Raw genomic sequence first — 14,256 nt, forward strand, 5'->3', positions numbered from 1 at the left:
ATCGAACCTCGCGTGGCGCGACAGTAGTACGGCAGTGGGATAGCGTCACGCGGGGTCTGCAAGTACAAGGATTGAGGAGGAGGCATCAAATGGGCGAACTCGTATTGCGCAACGTCACGAAGACGTATGGCGAAGGACCGCAGGTGATCCAGGGCATCGACCTGCACATCCCGGACGGCCAGTTCACGGTGTTCGTGGGACCGTCGGGCTGCGGCAAGTCGACAATGCTGCGCATGATCGCGGGGCTCGAGTCAGTGACGGGCGGCGACATTCTGATCGACGGCGTACGCGTCAACGATCTGCAGCCCACGGACCGCGGCATCTCGATGGTGTTCCAGAGCTACGCGCTCTACCCGCACATGACGGTCGCGGAAAACATGGGCTTTTCGCTGAAGCTGTCGGGCAAGTCGAAAAAGGAAGTGCGCGAGGCGGTGGGCCGTGCCGCCGAGATCCTGCAGATCACACATCTGCTGGAGCGCAAACCGAAGGCGCTGTCGGGCGGCCAGCGCCAGCGCGTCGCGATCGGACGGGCGATCGTGCGCAAGCCGCGCGTGTTCCTGTTCGACGAACCGCTGTCGAATCTCGACGCTGCGCTGCGCGTGCAGATGCGTATCGAACTCGCGAAGCTGCATCGCGAACTCGGCACGACGATGATCTACGTCACGCACGATCAGGTCGAGGCGATGACGCTGGGCCAGCAGATCGTCGTGTTCAACAAAGGCCGCATCGAGCAGACCGGCGCGCCGCTCGACCTGTATGAGCGGCCGTCGAACCGCTTCGTTGGCGGCTTCATCGGCTCGCCGCAGATGAACATGCTGACCGCGACGCTGGTGTCGCGAAGCGATGCGCAAACCGTCGTGGCGCTCGCCGGCGCGAGCCAGCGCATCGTGCTGCCCGGCCGGCCGGCGCAGCCGGTCAGTGGCGAATTGACGCTCGGGGTGCGCGCCGAGCATCTGGGCATCGGCTCGCTCGACGAAGGTCTCGCCGCGCGTGTCGAACTGGTCGAGCATCTCGGCGACGTCTCGATCCTGCATGCTCGACTCGATGGCATGGCGCACGCGATCGCGCTGAAGCTCGACAAGAAGGACGCGCAGCACGCGGTCGGCGCGCGTGTCGGGATCAAGGTGGCGTCGTCGTCGGTCACGCTGTTCGATGCGAACGGCGCCGCGGTGAGCCTCGCGCGACCCGAAGTCGGCGAGGACGTCGGCGCGGTGGTTTGACAGGCCGATGTCGGCGGGTGAGCAGCGGTACACCGATGGCGGATAGGAGCCTTCATCCGGGCCCCCTGCATCGAACGACGAAGACTGACGCAAGCAGCGATGACGTTAGCCAGTTCGCATTAAATATTACGCAGTACTTTCGACGCCTTGCATGGAGCTTTCTCCTTGCCGGGCTTGATTTAGAGGGTCCAGTCGAGGGGTCGGATAGTGATTTGGAGCTTAGGTAAACTCCGCATGGCGGCCGCAAACATGGGCCATTAACATCCGCTAACGTTAAGGGTAACGTTAAGCAAGTTTGCATCTATTCGAAGATCTATAACACGGGGCAAAACATTGCAAGCCAAGACGCGCCGCGCCGCTATCCGGCACGACCCGGTATGGCCAGAGCGGTCTGTGTAAAACCAATTGATTAGATGAACGTGCATCGGTTGCGCGCAGGAATTGGCGCTACCGATGCAGGCTGTGTCGCGGTTACGGTAGTTGTCGCCGCTGGGAAGCAACGACTGAGAGCAAGGTTGATAAAGAATGTCGGGCACGCATCGCGGGTGTTCGCCTGCGGGCGCACCGGCCCGATACAAAAAATACCGTTGGAATTTTGCTGGGTGGAGAGCGTCATGGAAAAGCGAGTATCTAAAGCCATTTTCAAGTCCCGGGCCTGCGAGTTGTTCCGTCAGGTCGAGGCATTGGGCGAAACCGTGGTCGTCACCGACCGCGGGCAACCCACCATCGAAATCCGGCCGTATCGCAGCAAGCAGGAAAACCCGCTCGAACTGCTGCGCGCGTCGATTACGCATTTCAACCTGAAGCACGCGTTGCAGCCTGTCACTGCCGAGCAGGACGAGTAATGATCACGCTCGACACGCTTGCGCTCGTGTGCTGGCTCGGCAGGCAAAAAGCGCTGAGCCAGGCCGCGCACGATGCGATCGATCGGGAGCTCGCCGGCGGCGAGATCCTGATTTCGGCAATCAGTGCGTTCGAAATCGCGGAGTTCGTGAAGGTCGGCAGTCTCGGGCTGTCGATGGACGCGCGCAGCTGGATGTCGACGTTTCTGTCGCTCGACGGCGTGCGGATGATTCCGGTCGACACCGAGATCGCGTTTCGCGCGGCCACGCTGCCGCCCACGCTCGCCTTGCATCAACGCCTGATCGTCGCGACCGCGCGCACGCATGGCGGCGCGCTCGTGACTTCGGATGCGAAGGTGCGCGCGTCGACTTACGTCGAAACGATCTGGTGACGGCCGCGGCGCTGCCTGGTGCGGACTGGGCCGGTGGAATCGCGCACCACCAGTTCCGCCGGGAGCGTGATGCGCTGCGAAGCGGCGTCGATCCCGGCGATCTGCGCGAGCAGCGTGTTGACCGCCGAGCGCGCCATTTGCTGGAACGGTTGGCGGATCGTGGTGAGCGCCGGGTGAAACTGCTCGGACATCGGGATGTCGTCGAAGCCGATCACCGAGATGTCGTCCGGCACGCGCAGACCTGCTTCGCGGATCGCGGCGATCACGCCGAACGCGCTCTGGTCGTTGGCCGTGAAGATCGCGGTGGGCGGCTCGGCGAGGTTCAGCAGGTCGAACGTGACGTCGAACGCCATCATTTGCGACAGGTCGCCCGTGGCGACCAGCGCGTCTTCGCGCGGCAGGCCGAGGCGAGCCAGCGTGTCGTGATAGCCGCGTTGCCGGTCGCGCACGCCTTCGATCGTTTCGTCGCCGGCCAGAAACGCGATGCGCTTGTGACCGAGCTCGGCGAGGTGCTCGACCGCGAGACAGGCGCCGCCGTAGTTGTCGACCGACACCGACGGGAAGCCCGTCAGCGTGCCGCGCTGATCGACGACGACGACCGGTACCTTCGCGGTGGCGAGCGCCTCGAGGCACAGCGACTCGCGCGGAAGAATGGCGAGGATACCGTCGGAGAATTGCTGGATGAGCCCTAGCAGGTCGTGATGCGTATGACGATCTTCGTCGAACACGGTGTAGACCAGCATCTCGCAGCCTGCGCCACGCGCCGCGCGGCCCGCGCCGAGAATCAGTTCGCTGGAGAATTGCGTGTCGAGTGTCGGCGTGATGATGCCGATGATGCCGTTGCGGCCGCCCGACAGTTTCTGCGCGGTGCGGTTGACGACGTAACCGATGTCCGACGCGATTCTCAGGACTTCGTCGCGGGTTTCGCGCGACACGCCGGGACGGCCGTTGAGAGCGCGCGACGCGGTCATCTGGGACACCCCGGCAAGCTTGGCAACGTGCTCAAGCGTTGGGGTCTGTCTTGCCATGCGGGTCGAAGGTGTGCGAGAGGTCATTGGATGGGTCGACTCGCTAGTCGCGTTAGCGATAACGTTTATGTAGTCGTTATTCTAGCAGAACCCTTTATATTTCAGCTTTCCCACAATCGGTCCATCTTATCCGGCAGTTGCGTCGCAGCCCGCCGGGACCAGGTAAAATCCCGCATAGCCTTACTTCACGCATCGACCTAACATTCACTAACGTTAAGGCTAACGTTAATGTTTCGGTGATTTCTTATAAATCCAGAAGAGGGGACACACCCATGGCGTACCCGGCTTTGTTTAAAGCGCGGTCCATCATCGGCGCGACGGCGCTGCTGTTTTCGTTGTCTGCAGTTGTTTCGAACGCCGTAGCGGCGGACTCCAAAACGATCACGGTATGGGACCAGCAGACCAATGCGTCGTCGAGCAAGATCATTCGCGACGCGTCGGATCGATTCGAAAAGGCGGTTCCGGGCTACAAGGTCGAGAATTCGCACGTCCTGAACGAGGCGTACAAGACCAAGCTGAAGGTCGCTTTCGGCGCGAACCAGCCGCCGTGCGTGTTCGAGAACTGGGGCGGCGGCGGGCTGCACGAGTACGTGAAATCCGGCCAGATCGCCGACCTCACGCCGTACCTGGAGAAGGATCCGGCGTACCGCAGCCGCTTCATGCAAGCGTCGTGGAATGTCACGACGTTCGACGGCAAGACCTACGGTGTTGCCGCCGAAAACGCGGCGGCCGCAGTGATCTTCTACAACAAGGAAGTGTTCAGGAAGTACGGCATCACGCCGCCGAAGACGTGGGATGAACTGATGCACGTCGTTGAAGTGCTGAAGTCGCACAACGTTGCAGCGTTCTCGCTCGCGAACAAGAACAAGTGGACCGGTTCGATGTACTACATGTACCTCGTCGACCGTATCGGCGGTCCGCAAGTCGTGAAGGACGCGATCGAAGGCAAGGGCAAGGGCTTCGAAGATCCGGCGTTCGTCGAAGCCGGCAAGCGCATTCAGGAACTCGTGAAGGCTGGCGCGTTCGCACCGGGCATCAACGGTCTCGATTACGACTCGGGCGCCTCGCGCCGCCTGCTGTACACGGGCAAGGCTGCCATGGAGCTGATGGGCGCCTGGGAAGCTTCGACGATCGCGAACGAAAATCCGACGTTCTCGAAGGATCTCGACTTCTTCGCGTTCCCGAGCGTGCCGGGTGGCAAGGGTGATCCGCGCGACCTGATCGGCACGGTCGGCGACGGCTTCCTCAGCATCTCTCGACCGAGTGCAAGACGCCGGACGCAGCGTTCAAGCTGATCCAGGCACTGACCGACGAGCAGGCGATGCAGGCTCGCGCGTCGGATGACCACAAGCTCCCGCCGGTCAATAACGTCAAGATCGACGATCCGTTCACGCAGCGTCTGCAGCAAATGCTTGCCGCCGCTCCGAGCGTGCAGCTCTGGTACGACCAGGCACTGCCGCCGGCCCTCGGTGAATTGCACAAGGACACGACGCAAGCACTGTTCGGTCTGTCGCTGACGCCCGAGGCTGCTGCGCAGCAAATGGAAGCCGCTTCGAAGAAGGGCGGCTGATCTCCAGTCTTAAAGAAAAGTCCGACCGGCACCGCGAGGTGCCGGTCGGCATACAAGCCCGTGAATATCGCACTTTCCGCTACACCCGAACGCCGGCTGAGATTTTCATCGCAAACGCTCGTCACCGTTGTGTTTCTTGCGCCGTCGCTGCTGCTGCTGGCCGTGTTCCTGCTTTATCCGCTCGTCTCCAGCCTGCGGCTGTCGCTGCTCGACTGGAACGGTCTCGGCAACACTGCCCGTTATATCGGGCTCGCGAACTGGGCGCGGCTCGCGCACGACACGGTGTTCTGGCAATCGCTGAAGAACAACGTGATTCTTGCTGTCGCGTCGATCGTCGTCCAGCTTCCGATCGCGCTCGCGCTCGCCGTGCTGCTGGAGAAGGCCGGTCGTGGCTCGCGCTTGCTCAAGGTTCTCTATTTCCTGCCGCTGCTGATGTCGAGCGTGGCGATCGGTGTGCTGTTCAAGCAAATCTACGATCCGAATTTCGGTCCGATCAACGTCGCGCTGCAGGCTTTCGGGCTTGATGGCCTCGCGAAGGACTGGCTGGGCGATCCGCATTTTTCGCTGGCTTCGACCATCGCCGTGATCATCTGGCAGAACGCGCCTTTCTACATGATTCTGTTTCTCGCCGGCCTCTCGTCGATGCCGGCCGAGGTCAACGAGGCTGCGCTCCTCGACGGCGCATCCGAGTGGACCATTTTCTGGCGCATCAAGCTGCCGCACCTGCAAGGCACGGTGCGCACCGCTGTGCTGCTGTCGGTGCTCGGGTCGCTGCGTTACTTCGATCTCGTCTTCGTCATGACCGGTGGCGGCCCCGAAGGCTCGTCCGAGGTGATGGCCACCTACATGTATCGCACGGTGTTCAGTTCGTTTCAACTCGGCTACGGCAGCACCATCGGCTCGGCGATGTTCCTTATCGTCATCACGGTGGCGGCGGTGTCGATGTACTTCACCCGCCGTTATGCAACCGAGGTCTGAACCATGAACAAGAAACTACGCTTCCCCCGTGTGGGGGTTCCTCTGCTGGCACTGATCTGGCTGGCCGTCACGACGATTCCGTTTCTCTTCATGGTCGCATCGAGCTTCAAGAGCCAGGAAGAGACCTTCGCGACGTCAGTATGGGCGCCGCCGAGCCGCCTGTATTGGGGTAACTACGCGGCTGTGCTGCAGGGGCCGTTTTTCACTTATTTCCGTAACAGCGTGTTCACGGTGGGCGTGTCGGTGCTGCTGATCGTCATCATCAGTGCGATGGCGGCCTACGTGTTTGCGCGCTTGCGCTTCTCGCTGAACAAGACGCTGTTCGGTCTGGTGGTCGCCGGCATGATCGTGCCGCTGCATGCGACGCTCGTGCCGATCTATCTGCTCACGCGCAACCTCGGCCTTTACGACACCGCGTTCGCGCTGCTCGGCCCTTATGTGGCCCTCAGTTTGCCGGTGTCGATCTTCATCCTGACCGAGTTCATGCGCCAGATTCCGCGCGAGCTCGAAGAAGCGGCGCAGCTCGACGGCTGCAGTCCGTTCCGCATCTTCTGGCGTATTTTCTTCCCGCTTTCGGCACCGGGGCTCGCCACCGTGACGATCTTCAACGGCATTGGTCTGTGGAACGAGTTCATCTTCGCGTACATGCTCACGTCGACGGCCGAGCACCGTACGCTGCCGCTCGCGATTTGGGACTTCATGGGGCAATACGCGTCGAACATACCCTCGATGCTGTCTGTCCTCGTTCTCACGTCGCTGCCGCTGATCGTTGCCTACGCGTTCGGTCAGGAGCGCGTGATCAAGGGGATGATGGCCGGCTCGCTCAAGGGCTGATCCGCATCGCACCTCACCTCGAATCGTGTGGGCCAAAGTGGCCCGCACACCGAACTTCGCATAAACGATATGGCAAGCATCTCTCTCACTAACGTACAGAAGTCCTATACGAGCGGTAACTCGGTGATCCGCGACGCCAACCTCGAAGTCGGCAGGGACGAATTCTGCGTGTTCCTCGGGCCGTCGGGCTGCGGCAAGTCCACGCTGTTGCGCATGATCGCCGGTCTCGAATCGATCACCGACGGCGAACTGCGCATCGACGGTCAACTGATGAACAACGTCGAACCCGCGAAACGCCAGGTCGCGATGGTGTTCCAGAACTACGCGCTCTATCCGCATATGAGCGTGTACGAGAACATGGCATTCGGCCTGCGTCAGGCGAAGGTCGATAAGGCCACCATCGACAAGAAGGTGCGCAGCGCCGCTGCCGCACTGCAACTCGACAGCTACCTCGAACGCCGCCCCGCTGCGCTGTCCGGCGGCCAGCGCCAGCGCGTGGCGATCGGGCGCGCCATCGTGCGCGAGCCGGGCGTGTTCCTGTTCGACGAGCCGCTGTCGAATCTCGACGCCGCGCTGCGCGTGCAGACGCGCACCGAAATCGCCCGTTTGCATCGCGAGTTCAACCGCGCGAGCGCGGTGTACGTCACGCACGACCAGATCGAAGCGATGGCGCTCGCCGACAAGATCGTGCTGCTGCACGCCGGCGCGGACATGGAAAAGCACGGCAGCATCGCGCAGATCGGCGCGCCGCTCGATCTGTACCACCGGCCGAAGAGCCGCTTCGTCGCTGGCTTCATCGGTTCGCCGAAGATGAACTTCATGCCGGCCACGGTGCTCGCGGTCGACGACAAGGGCATTCAGGTCGAGCTGACCACGGGCGAGCGCGTGCGCGCCGAGGTCGACGGCCGCAGGCAGCGCGTCGGTTCGCAGGTCACGCTCGGCATCCGGCCGGAGCATCTTGCCCTGCCGTCGGCGCAGGCCGGCGTGCAGACAATCCGCTGCGCTGTGCGCCTGGTCGAACGGATGGGCGAGCACAGCTACGTGCATGTGGACGGTGGCGTGCGCGACGGCAACACGATGATCGCCAAGCTGCCCGGCGACGGTGGCGTGACGCACGACGAACGCGTCGAACTGGCGTTCGCACCGCACGCGTGCCACGTGTTCGACGACAAGGATTTCGCGCTGCCGCGTCTGCACTGATCCGCTTGCGATCGCGCCGCTTGCACGACGCGAGCAGGCGCGGTCCCATTGCATCGGGTCGCTAGACGCAACGAACGACCCGTAGTCGATCAAACACGGCGAATTCGAGTCGCGGCTGCGTTCGATCGATTAGCAGGACTGCGAAGTCTGGAAAGGTATCTGAAATAGAAGGGATGGCATCCGGGCTGAAGCAACGCCATGCCGCACGCTTGTCAGAAACAACGGATTTGTCGGCGCTTCATGCGCTTCGTACCCCAGGATAAAAAAAAGGAGTTTTCGATGTTGCTTCGCCAAAGTGAGGTCCCGCTCTACCGCAATCCAGCGGCAGCCGTGGAAGAGCGCGTGGCCGATCTGCTCGCGCGCATGACACTCGACGAAAAGATTGCGCAGCTTCACGCCGCGTGGCTGAAGCTGTCGGCCGATGGCAATCACAAGGCGCGTAGCATCGATTTCGCGCAGAGCGCCAACCAGATCACGGTCGACGAGATCCTGCAGCATGGCCTCGGCCAGATCACGCGTCCGCTCGGCACGCATACGGTCGATCCGAAAGAAGGCGTACGCGCGCTCAACGAGCTGCAGCGCAAGATGGTCGAAGACACGCGCCTCGGCATTCCGGTGATGTCACACGAGGAATGCCTCGTCGGGCTCATGATCAAGGACGCGACGCTGTTCCCGTCGCCGTTGAACTATGCGGCGACGTGGAATCCGCAACTGGTCGGCGAAGTGGGCACGATCATCGGCGAGCAGGCACGCTCGATCGGCTGTCATCAGGGGCTCGCGCCGGTGCTCGACGTGTCGCGCGACCCGCGGTGGGGCCGCACCGAGGAGACGCTCGGCGAAGACCCGTATCTGGTTGGCGTGCTCGCGTGTCATTACGTGACGGGCCTGCAGGGCGAACAGCGCGATCTGCTCGCGACGCTCAAGCATTTCGTCGGTCATTCGGCGAGCGAAGGCGGCCGCAATCATGCGCCGGTGCATGTCGGTCCGCGTGAGCTCAACGACGTGTTCATGCTGCCTTTCGAAATGGCCGTGAAGCTTGCGAACGCGGGCTCGGTGATGCCCGCCTATCACGACGTCGACGGCGTACCCTGTCATGGCGATCGCGCGCTGCTGCACGACACGCTGCGAGAGAAATGGGGCTTCGACGGTCTCGTCGTCGCCGATTACGCGGGCGTCGACCTGCTGTTCAGCCATCATGCGGTGGCGCGCGACAGCGCGTCGGCCGCAGCCCTCGCGTTCAACTCCGGCCTCGACGTCGAGCTGCCGGGTCACGAGTGCGCGGTGCATCTGAAGGAAGCGCTCGAGCGCAACGAGATCAGCGAAGCGACGATCGACACCGCCGTCTCGCGCGTGCTGCGCGTGAAATTCCAGCTCGGCCTGTTCGAGAATCCGTACGTCGATCCCGAACGCGTCGACGTGAAAAGCGCGACCGCGGGCGATACCGCGTATCAGGTTGCGCTCGAATCGGCGGTGCTGCTGCGCAATCAAGGCGACGTGCTGCCGCTCGACGCGCACGGCCCGGAAAAGATCGCGGTGATCGGCCCGACCGCCGACGATCCGCTCGCGCTGCTCGCCGGCTACAGCTTCCCGGTGCACCTGATCAACAGCGGCGAGCAGTCCACTGCTTCGATCGCGACGCCGCTGCGTTCGCTGCGCGCGTTGCTCGGCGACGAGCGCGTCATTCACGCGCAGGGTTGCGACATCATCAAGGAGCGCCGCGCGGGCGCGCCGGTGTTCCCGGGCGACGTGTCGCTCGATCTGACCGGCGACGCGCATTGCGACGAGCTGATCAGCAAGGACACCGACGGCATCGCGTCCGCGGTCGAGGCCGCCCGGCAAGCGGGCGTCGCGCTGGTGTTCGTCGGCGATCTGGCGGGCCTGTTCCAGTCCGGCACGGTCGGCGAAGGGTCCGATACCGACAGCCTCGACCTGCCGGGTGTGCAGCAGGCGTTGCTGCAGGCAGTGGTCGATAGCGGCACGCCGACGGTCGTCGTGATGACCGGCGGCCGTCCGTACAATCTCGGCGGCCTCGAAGACCGCATCGCCGCGCAGATCATGGCGTTCGCGCCGGGCGAGCGTGGCGCCGAGGCGCTGGCCGATCTGCTGGTGGGCCGCGCCAATTTCAGCGGCCGTCTGCCGCTGTCGGTGCCGAAGAGCGCGGGCGCCGTGCCGTACGTGTATAACCATCGTCTGAAGAGCGCGGGAACGCCGATTGCATACCATTTCGGCTGCCGCTATCCGTTCGGTTTCGGTCTCGGCTATACGCAGTTCCGTTACGGCGATCTCGCGCTCGCGCACAGCGAAGTGCCGATCGAAAGCGGTACGATCGAGTTGAGCTTCACGGTCGACAACATCGGCGCGCGCGACGGCACCGAGATCGTGCAGATCTACGTGCGCGACCGGCACGCGTCGGTCGCGCGGCCGGTCCGCGAGCTGAAGGCGTTTGCGCGCGTGCCGCTCGCGGCCGGTGCGTCGGCGCGTGTGCGCGTGAAACTGCCGGTCGACATGCTGAACTTCACCGACGCGTGCGGCGAGCGTATCGTCGAGCCCGGTGACTTCGATCTGCTGGTCGGCAGCTCGAGCCGCGACATTCATCTGAGCGGCACGGTCGCCGTCGCGGGCTCCGCGACGAGAACGCTCGAACGCAACTGGCGCATGCTGAGCGAGGTCGAGATCGTGGCCTAAGCGGCGGGTCAGGGCGGCGAGCGCCGTCCTGTATGTGGTCCTACTCGTAACAAGTGGAAAATCTGATGTCGTACGCAACCTATCCAAGTCTGTCGGACAAAACCATCGTCGTGACCGGCGGCGGCGGCGGGATCGGCGCCGCGATCGTCGAGGCCTTCGCGCAGCAAGGTGCGCGCGTGTTCTTCCTCGACGTCGCCGAGCACGGTTCGCTCGCGCTGCAGGAAACGCTTCGCCACGCGAAGCATCCGCCGCTGTTCCGCTGCTGCGACCTGAAAAATGTCGACGCGATCGAAAACACGTTCGCCGACATCGTCGATGCGGTGGGCCCGATCGACGTGCTCGTCAACAACGCCGGCAACGACGACCGGCACGAAATCGGCGAGCTCACCGCGAGTTACTGGGACGACCGTATCGCGGTGAATCTGCGCCACCAGTTCTTCTGCGCGCAGGCCGCCGCGAACGGTATGCGTCGCGCGGGGCGGGGCGTGATCCTGAATCTGGGCTCGGTGTCGTGGCATCTCGCGCTGCCGAACCTCGCGATCTATATGACCGCCAAGGCCGGCATCGAAGGGCTCACGCGTGGTCTCGCGCGTGATCTGGGCAGCGCGGGCATCCGCGTGAATTGCATCATCCCCGGGGCGGTGAAGACGCCGCGGCAGATGCAGCTGTGGCAATCGGCGGAAAGCGAAGCGAAAGTCGTCGCGAGTCAGTGTCTGCAACTGCGCATCGAGCCCGAGCACGTCGCGCGTATGGCGCTGTTCCTCGCCTCCGACGACGCGTCACGCTGCTCCGGCCGCGATTACTTCGTCGACGCAGGGTGGTACGGAGAATGAGCATGCCGGTCCCAGCATGCGTATGGGCGGTCGGCGCCGAACTGGCCGAAGGGCCGCTATGGCAGGCCGCCGAAAACGCGGTGTATTTCGTCGATATCAAGGGGCGCCGGATTCATCGGCTGTCCGTCGCGACCGGCGAGCAGCGGACGTGGCAGGCGCCCGACCAGCCCGGTTTTCTGGCGCCGCTCGCGGACGGCACGTTCGTATGCGGGCTGCCATCCGGCTTGCATCGCTTCGATCCGGCGAGCGGCGAGTTCAGCAAGCTCGCCGAGGTCGAACCGCATCTGCCGGGCAACCGCCTCAACGACGGTTTCGTCGATGCACGAGGACGCCTGTGGTTCGGCTCGATGGACGATGCGGAAGAGGCGCCGAGCGGCACGCTGTATCGCGTGAACGAGCAAGGCGCGGCAATCGCGCAGGACGACGACTACGTGATCACGAACGGCCCGGCGATGAGCCCGGACGGCCGCACGCTGTATCACAACGACACGATGCGGCGCGTGGTTTATGCCTTCGACGTCGCCGCGGACGGCACGCTGTCGGGCAAGCGCATCTTCGCCGCCATCTCCGGCGACGGCCATCCCGACGGCATGACAGTCGATGCCGACGGCTTCGTGTGGATCGCGCTGTTCGGCGGCTGGCGGATCGAGCGTTACTCGCCGGCGGGCGAGCTGGTCGATCAGGTGCCGTTGCCGTGCGCGAACGTGACGAAACTCGCGTTCGGCGGCGACGATCTGCAAACCGTCTATGTGTCCACCGCATGGAAGGGACTGACGGCGGTCGAGCGCCAGCATCAGCCGCAGGCGGGCGGGCTGTTCTCGTTCCGCGCGCCGGTGGCGGGGCAGGCTCAGGCGCGCTGCACGGTGGGCTTCGAGCGCTAGACGACAAAAACACAGCGACAGGACAGGCCGCAAAACGCAACCCTGACGTTGCCTGGTCGCTCCGCAAGGAGCGGCCCGCTATCATGTGCGTTCCATGACTTTCGCGCATTCGCCCCGATACCTATCATGACGTCCAGGCCGCCAGTCCCGCCCCGCATGTCCGATGTTGCCGAACGCGCGGGCGTCTCGAAGATGACCGTGTCGCGCGTGCTCGCCGGCCGCAACGTGTCGCAGGCGACTCGCGAACGCGTGCAGAAGGTCATCGACGAACTCGGCTACGTCGCCGATGCGGCGGCGGGCGCGCTGTCGTCGGGACGCTCGGCGTTCGTCGCGGTGCTGGTGCCGTCGCTGTCCAGCTCGAACTTCTCCGACACCGTGCGCGGACTGAATGCCGCGCTGGGCCCGCACGGTCTGCAACTGCTGCTCGGCGACACGGACTACCGTCTGGAACAGGAAGAACTGCTGGTGCGCTCGATGCTGCGCCACCAGCCGCGCTGCGTCGCGTTGACGGGCGGCCGGCACACCGAGGCGACGCGCATGCTGTTGCAGCGCGCCGGCATTCCGGTCGTCGAAATGTGGGATTTGCCCAGCGATCCAATCGATAGGGTCGTCGGCTTTTCGAACTCGTCGGCGGCGCGCGCGATGGTCCGGCATCTGCACGAGCGCGGTTATCGGCGGATCGGCTTCATCGCGGGTGCCAGCGAGCGCGACCGGCGCGGGCACGACCGGATGCGCGGCTACGTCGCCGAAATCAAGGCGCTCGGCCTCGGCGAGCCGCGCGTGATCCGGCTCGGCGATTCGCCGATCACGATGAGCCACGGCGCACCGGCGATCGGCGCATTGCTCGACACGTGGCCCGATACCGAGGCCGTGATGTGCGTGAGCGACATGTCGGCGTTCGGGGCGATCATGGAGTGTCACCGGCGCGGGCTGTCGGTGCCGGGCGACATCGCGGTCGCCGGGTTCGGCAACTTCGAGGTGTCGTGGTGCTGTCAGCCGAGCATCACGACGGTGTCGGTCGACGCGTACGGCATCGGCCTGCGCGCTGGCGAAACGCTGCTCGCGGCGCTCGCCGATCGCGAAGCGGGCGAGGTGCAGCGCAGGAAAGCGGTGAAGATCGATTTCACGGTGATTGCACGCGATAGCGCGTAGAGGGCACGCTGCGAGCATCAGCGGCGCGACGCTGAATTCGCAAGCCGCGAACACCTCGAACTACCCCTCAATTAAACAGCTCAGGGATATCCCTTGGTTGCCCGGACCATAAGCCGGGCGTAACATCCACAGTCAGAAATGTTACCGGTAACGTCACGGCGAGGTTCGCCGGCACGGCGCATTCAAAGAAAACCGGTGAGCGGCGCCTGCATGCGGCGATTCCCGCGCTGAGCGGCGGAATCGGTCTGATCATGAGTGCGGCTTTGGCGCATCATGTGGTGTGGGCGATCACGTTTCTGACGATCGCCACCGCCGGCATCCTTGCGCTGATGCCGATTTACTGGACGTTCCCGGGACAGCTGCTGTCGGGCGCCGCCGCGGCGGCCGGCATCGCGATGATCAACGCGTTCGGCAATCTGTCCGGCTTTACCGGTTCGATGATCACCGCCGTGGCGAAAGATTTGACCGGCGACATCAACAACGGCACTTACGCACTCGGTGCGTGTCTGCTGGTCAGTTGCGTGCTGATCCTGCTCGTGCCGCGCACGATGCTGACGCGGGCCGCCTCGAATGAAGGCAGCGGCCCCGGCCGCGAGACAGCGCGGGCACAGAAACACGCAGAGCACGCATAAGAAACCCTC

Annotated in this window: 13 protein-coding genes and 1 pseudogene; 13 read left to right on the top strand and 1 reads right to left on the bottom strand. The window is 63.9% G+C overall.

Annotated elements, in window-relative coordinates:
- Window positions 1–89: 89 nt before the first annotated feature.
- The 3 genes from OKW30_RS02815 to OKW30_RS02825 all read left to right on the top strand — a co-directional run bounded on the left by OKW30_RS02815 (window position 90) and on the right by OKW30_RS02825 (window position 2,454).
- Entirely contained in the window at window positions 90–1,220 is a 1,131-nt protein-coding gene (locus OKW30_RS02815; protein ID WP_429345899.1) for an ABC transporter ATP-binding protein, read from the top strand.
- Between the two features lie 614 nt (window positions 1,221–1,834).
- Complete coding sequence (locus OKW30_RS02820) at window positions 1,835–2,065, top strand: type II toxin-antitoxin system Phd/YefM family antitoxin (RefSeq protein WP_008921569.1); 231 nt, start codon at window positions 1,835–1,837, stop codon at window positions 2,063–2,065.
- Window positions 2,065–2,454 carry a type II toxin-antitoxin system VapC family toxin gene (locus tag OKW30_RS02825; RefSeq protein WP_090810623.1) on the top strand — a complete coding sequence of 130 codons (390 nt, stop codon included), beginning with the start codon at window positions 2,065–2,067 and terminating at the stop codon, window positions 2,452–2,454. Before OKW30_RS02820 ends, OKW30_RS02825 begins: the two co-directional genes overlap by 1 nt.
- On the opposite strand, the gene OKW30_RS02830 is transcribed toward OKW30_RS02825, so the two are convergent.
- On the bottom strand, window positions 2,433–3,509 hold the full coding sequence (locus OKW30_RS02830; RefSeq protein ID WP_429345900.1) for a LacI family DNA-binding transcriptional regulator: 1,077 nt from the start codon (window positions 3,507–3,509) through the stop codon (window positions 2,433–2,435). The genes OKW30_RS02825 and OKW30_RS02830 overlap by 22 nt on opposite strands.
- A 245-nt stretch (window positions 3,510–3,754) precedes the next feature.
- Between OKW30_RS02830 and OKW30_RS02835 the strand changes: the two genes are divergently transcribed.
- The 10 genes and pseudogenes from OKW30_RS02835 to OKW30_RS02880 form a co-directional block, all read left to right on the top strand.
- Entirely contained in the window at window positions 3,755–4,777 is a 1,023-nt protein-coding gene (locus OKW30_RS02835; RefSeq protein WP_429345901.1) for an extracellular solute-binding protein, read from the top strand.
- 26 nt (window positions 4,778–4,803) lie between these two features.
- The gene (locus OKW30_RS02840) at window positions 4,804–5,052 is read left to right on the top strand and encodes a hypothetical protein (protein WP_429345902.1); all 249 of its coding nucleotides are present in this window, start codon (window positions 4,804–4,806) and stop codon (window positions 5,050–5,052) included.
- Window positions 5,053–5,112: 60 nt separating this feature from the next.
- Complete coding sequence (locus tag OKW30_RS02845) at window positions 5,113–6,030, top strand: carbohydrate ABC transporter permease (RefSeq protein ID WP_429345903.1); 918 nt, start codon at window positions 5,113–5,115, stop codon at window positions 6,028–6,030.
- A gap of 3 nt (window positions 6,031–6,033) precedes the next feature.
- Window positions 6,034–6,864 (top strand): carbohydrate ABC transporter permease, encoded by an 831-nt coding sequence (locus OKW30_RS02850; RefSeq protein ID WP_184068281.1) that lies wholly within the window; start codon window positions 6,034–6,036, stop codon window positions 6,862–6,864.
- A gap of 69 nt (window positions 6,865–6,933) precedes the next feature.
- Complete coding sequence (locus OKW30_RS02855) at window positions 6,934–8,064, top strand: ABC transporter ATP-binding protein (protein WP_187626867.1); 1,131 nt, start codon at window positions 6,934–6,936, stop codon at window positions 8,062–8,064.
- A 279-nt stretch (window positions 8,065–8,343) separates the two neighbouring features.
- The gene (locus OKW30_RS02860) at window positions 8,344–10,749 is read left to right on the top strand and encodes a glycoside hydrolase family 3 N-terminal domain-containing protein (protein WP_429345904.1); all 2,406 of its coding nucleotides are present in this window, start codon (window positions 8,344–8,346) and stop codon (window positions 10,747–10,749) included.
- 65 nt (window positions 10,750–10,814) lie between these two features.
- A complete protein-coding gene (locus tag OKW30_RS02865) occupies window positions 10,815–11,582 on the top strand; it encodes an SDR family NAD(P)-dependent oxidoreductase (protein ID WP_429345905.1) in 768 nt (255 codons plus the stop codon).
- Window positions 11,579–12,463 (top strand): SMP-30/gluconolactonase/LRE family protein, encoded by an 885-nt coding sequence (locus OKW30_RS02870; RefSeq protein WP_429345906.1) that lies wholly within the window; start codon window positions 11,579–11,581, stop codon window positions 12,461–12,463. Before OKW30_RS02865 ends, OKW30_RS02870 begins: the two co-directional genes overlap by 4 nt.
- A 156-nt stretch (window positions 12,464–12,619) precedes the next feature.
- Window positions 12,620–13,615 (top strand): LacI family DNA-binding transcriptional regulator, encoded by a 996-nt coding sequence (locus OKW30_RS02875; RefSeq protein WP_187626863.1) that lies wholly within the window; start codon window positions 12,620–12,622, stop codon window positions 13,613–13,615.
- Between the two features lie 167 nt (window positions 13,616–13,782).
- A pseudogene (locus OKW30_RS02880) lies at window positions 13,783–14,247 on the top strand (MFS transporter); the annotation flags it as partial.
- Window positions 14,248–14,256 lie beyond the last annotated feature (9 nt).

The sequence above is a fragment of the Paraburkholderia sp. Clong3 genome (assembly GCF_050436485.1).
Lineage (GTDB): Bacteria > Pseudomonadota > Gammaproteobacteria > Burkholderiales > Burkholderiaceae > Paraburkholderia > Paraburkholderia tuberum.

Coding starts and splice junctions, on each gene's coding strand:
- OKW30_RS02850 (WP_184068281.1), top strand. CDS start 6,034: ATGAACAAGAAACTACGCTTCCCCCGTGTGGGGGTTCCTCTGCTGGCA.
- OKW30_RS02815 (WP_429345899.1), top strand. CDS start 90: ATGGGCGAACTCGTATTGCGCAACGTCACGAAGACGTATGGCGAAGGA.
- OKW30_RS02860 (WP_429345904.1), top strand. CDS start 8,344: ATGTTGCTTCGCCAAAGTGAGGTCCCGCTCTACCGCAATCCAGCGGCA.
- OKW30_RS02835 (WP_429345901.1), top strand. CDS start 3,755: ATGGCGTACCCGGCTTTGTTTAAAGCGCGGTCCATCATCGGCGCGACG.
- OKW30_RS02855 (WP_187626867.1), top strand. CDS start 6,934: ATGGCAAGCATCTCTCTCACTAACGTACAGAAGTCCTATACGAGCGGT.
- OKW30_RS02870 (WP_429345906.1), top strand. CDS start 11,579: ATGAGCATGCCGGTCCCAGCATGCGTATGGGCGGTCGGCGCCGAACTG.
- OKW30_RS02865 (WP_429345905.1), top strand. CDS start 10,815: ATGTCGTACGCAACCTATCCAAGTCTGTCGGACAAAACCATCGTCGTG.
- OKW30_RS02830 (WP_429345900.1), bottom strand. CDS start 3,509: ATGACCTCTCGCACACCTTCGACCCGCATGGCAAGACAGACCCCAACG.
- OKW30_RS02820 (WP_008921569.1), top strand. CDS start 1,835: ATGGAAAAGCGAGTATCTAAAGCCATTTTCAAGTCCCGGGCCTGCGAG.
- OKW30_RS02825 (WP_090810623.1), top strand. CDS start 2,065: ATGATCACGCTCGACACGCTTGCGCTCGTGTGCTGGCTCGGCAGGCAA.
- OKW30_RS02840 (WP_429345902.1), top strand. CDS start 4,804: ATGCAGGCTCGCGCGTCGGATGACCACAAGCTCCCGCCGGTCAATAAC.
- OKW30_RS02875 (WP_187626863.1), top strand. CDS start 12,620: ATGTCCGATGTTGCCGAACGCGCGGGCGTCTCGAAGATGACCGTGTCG.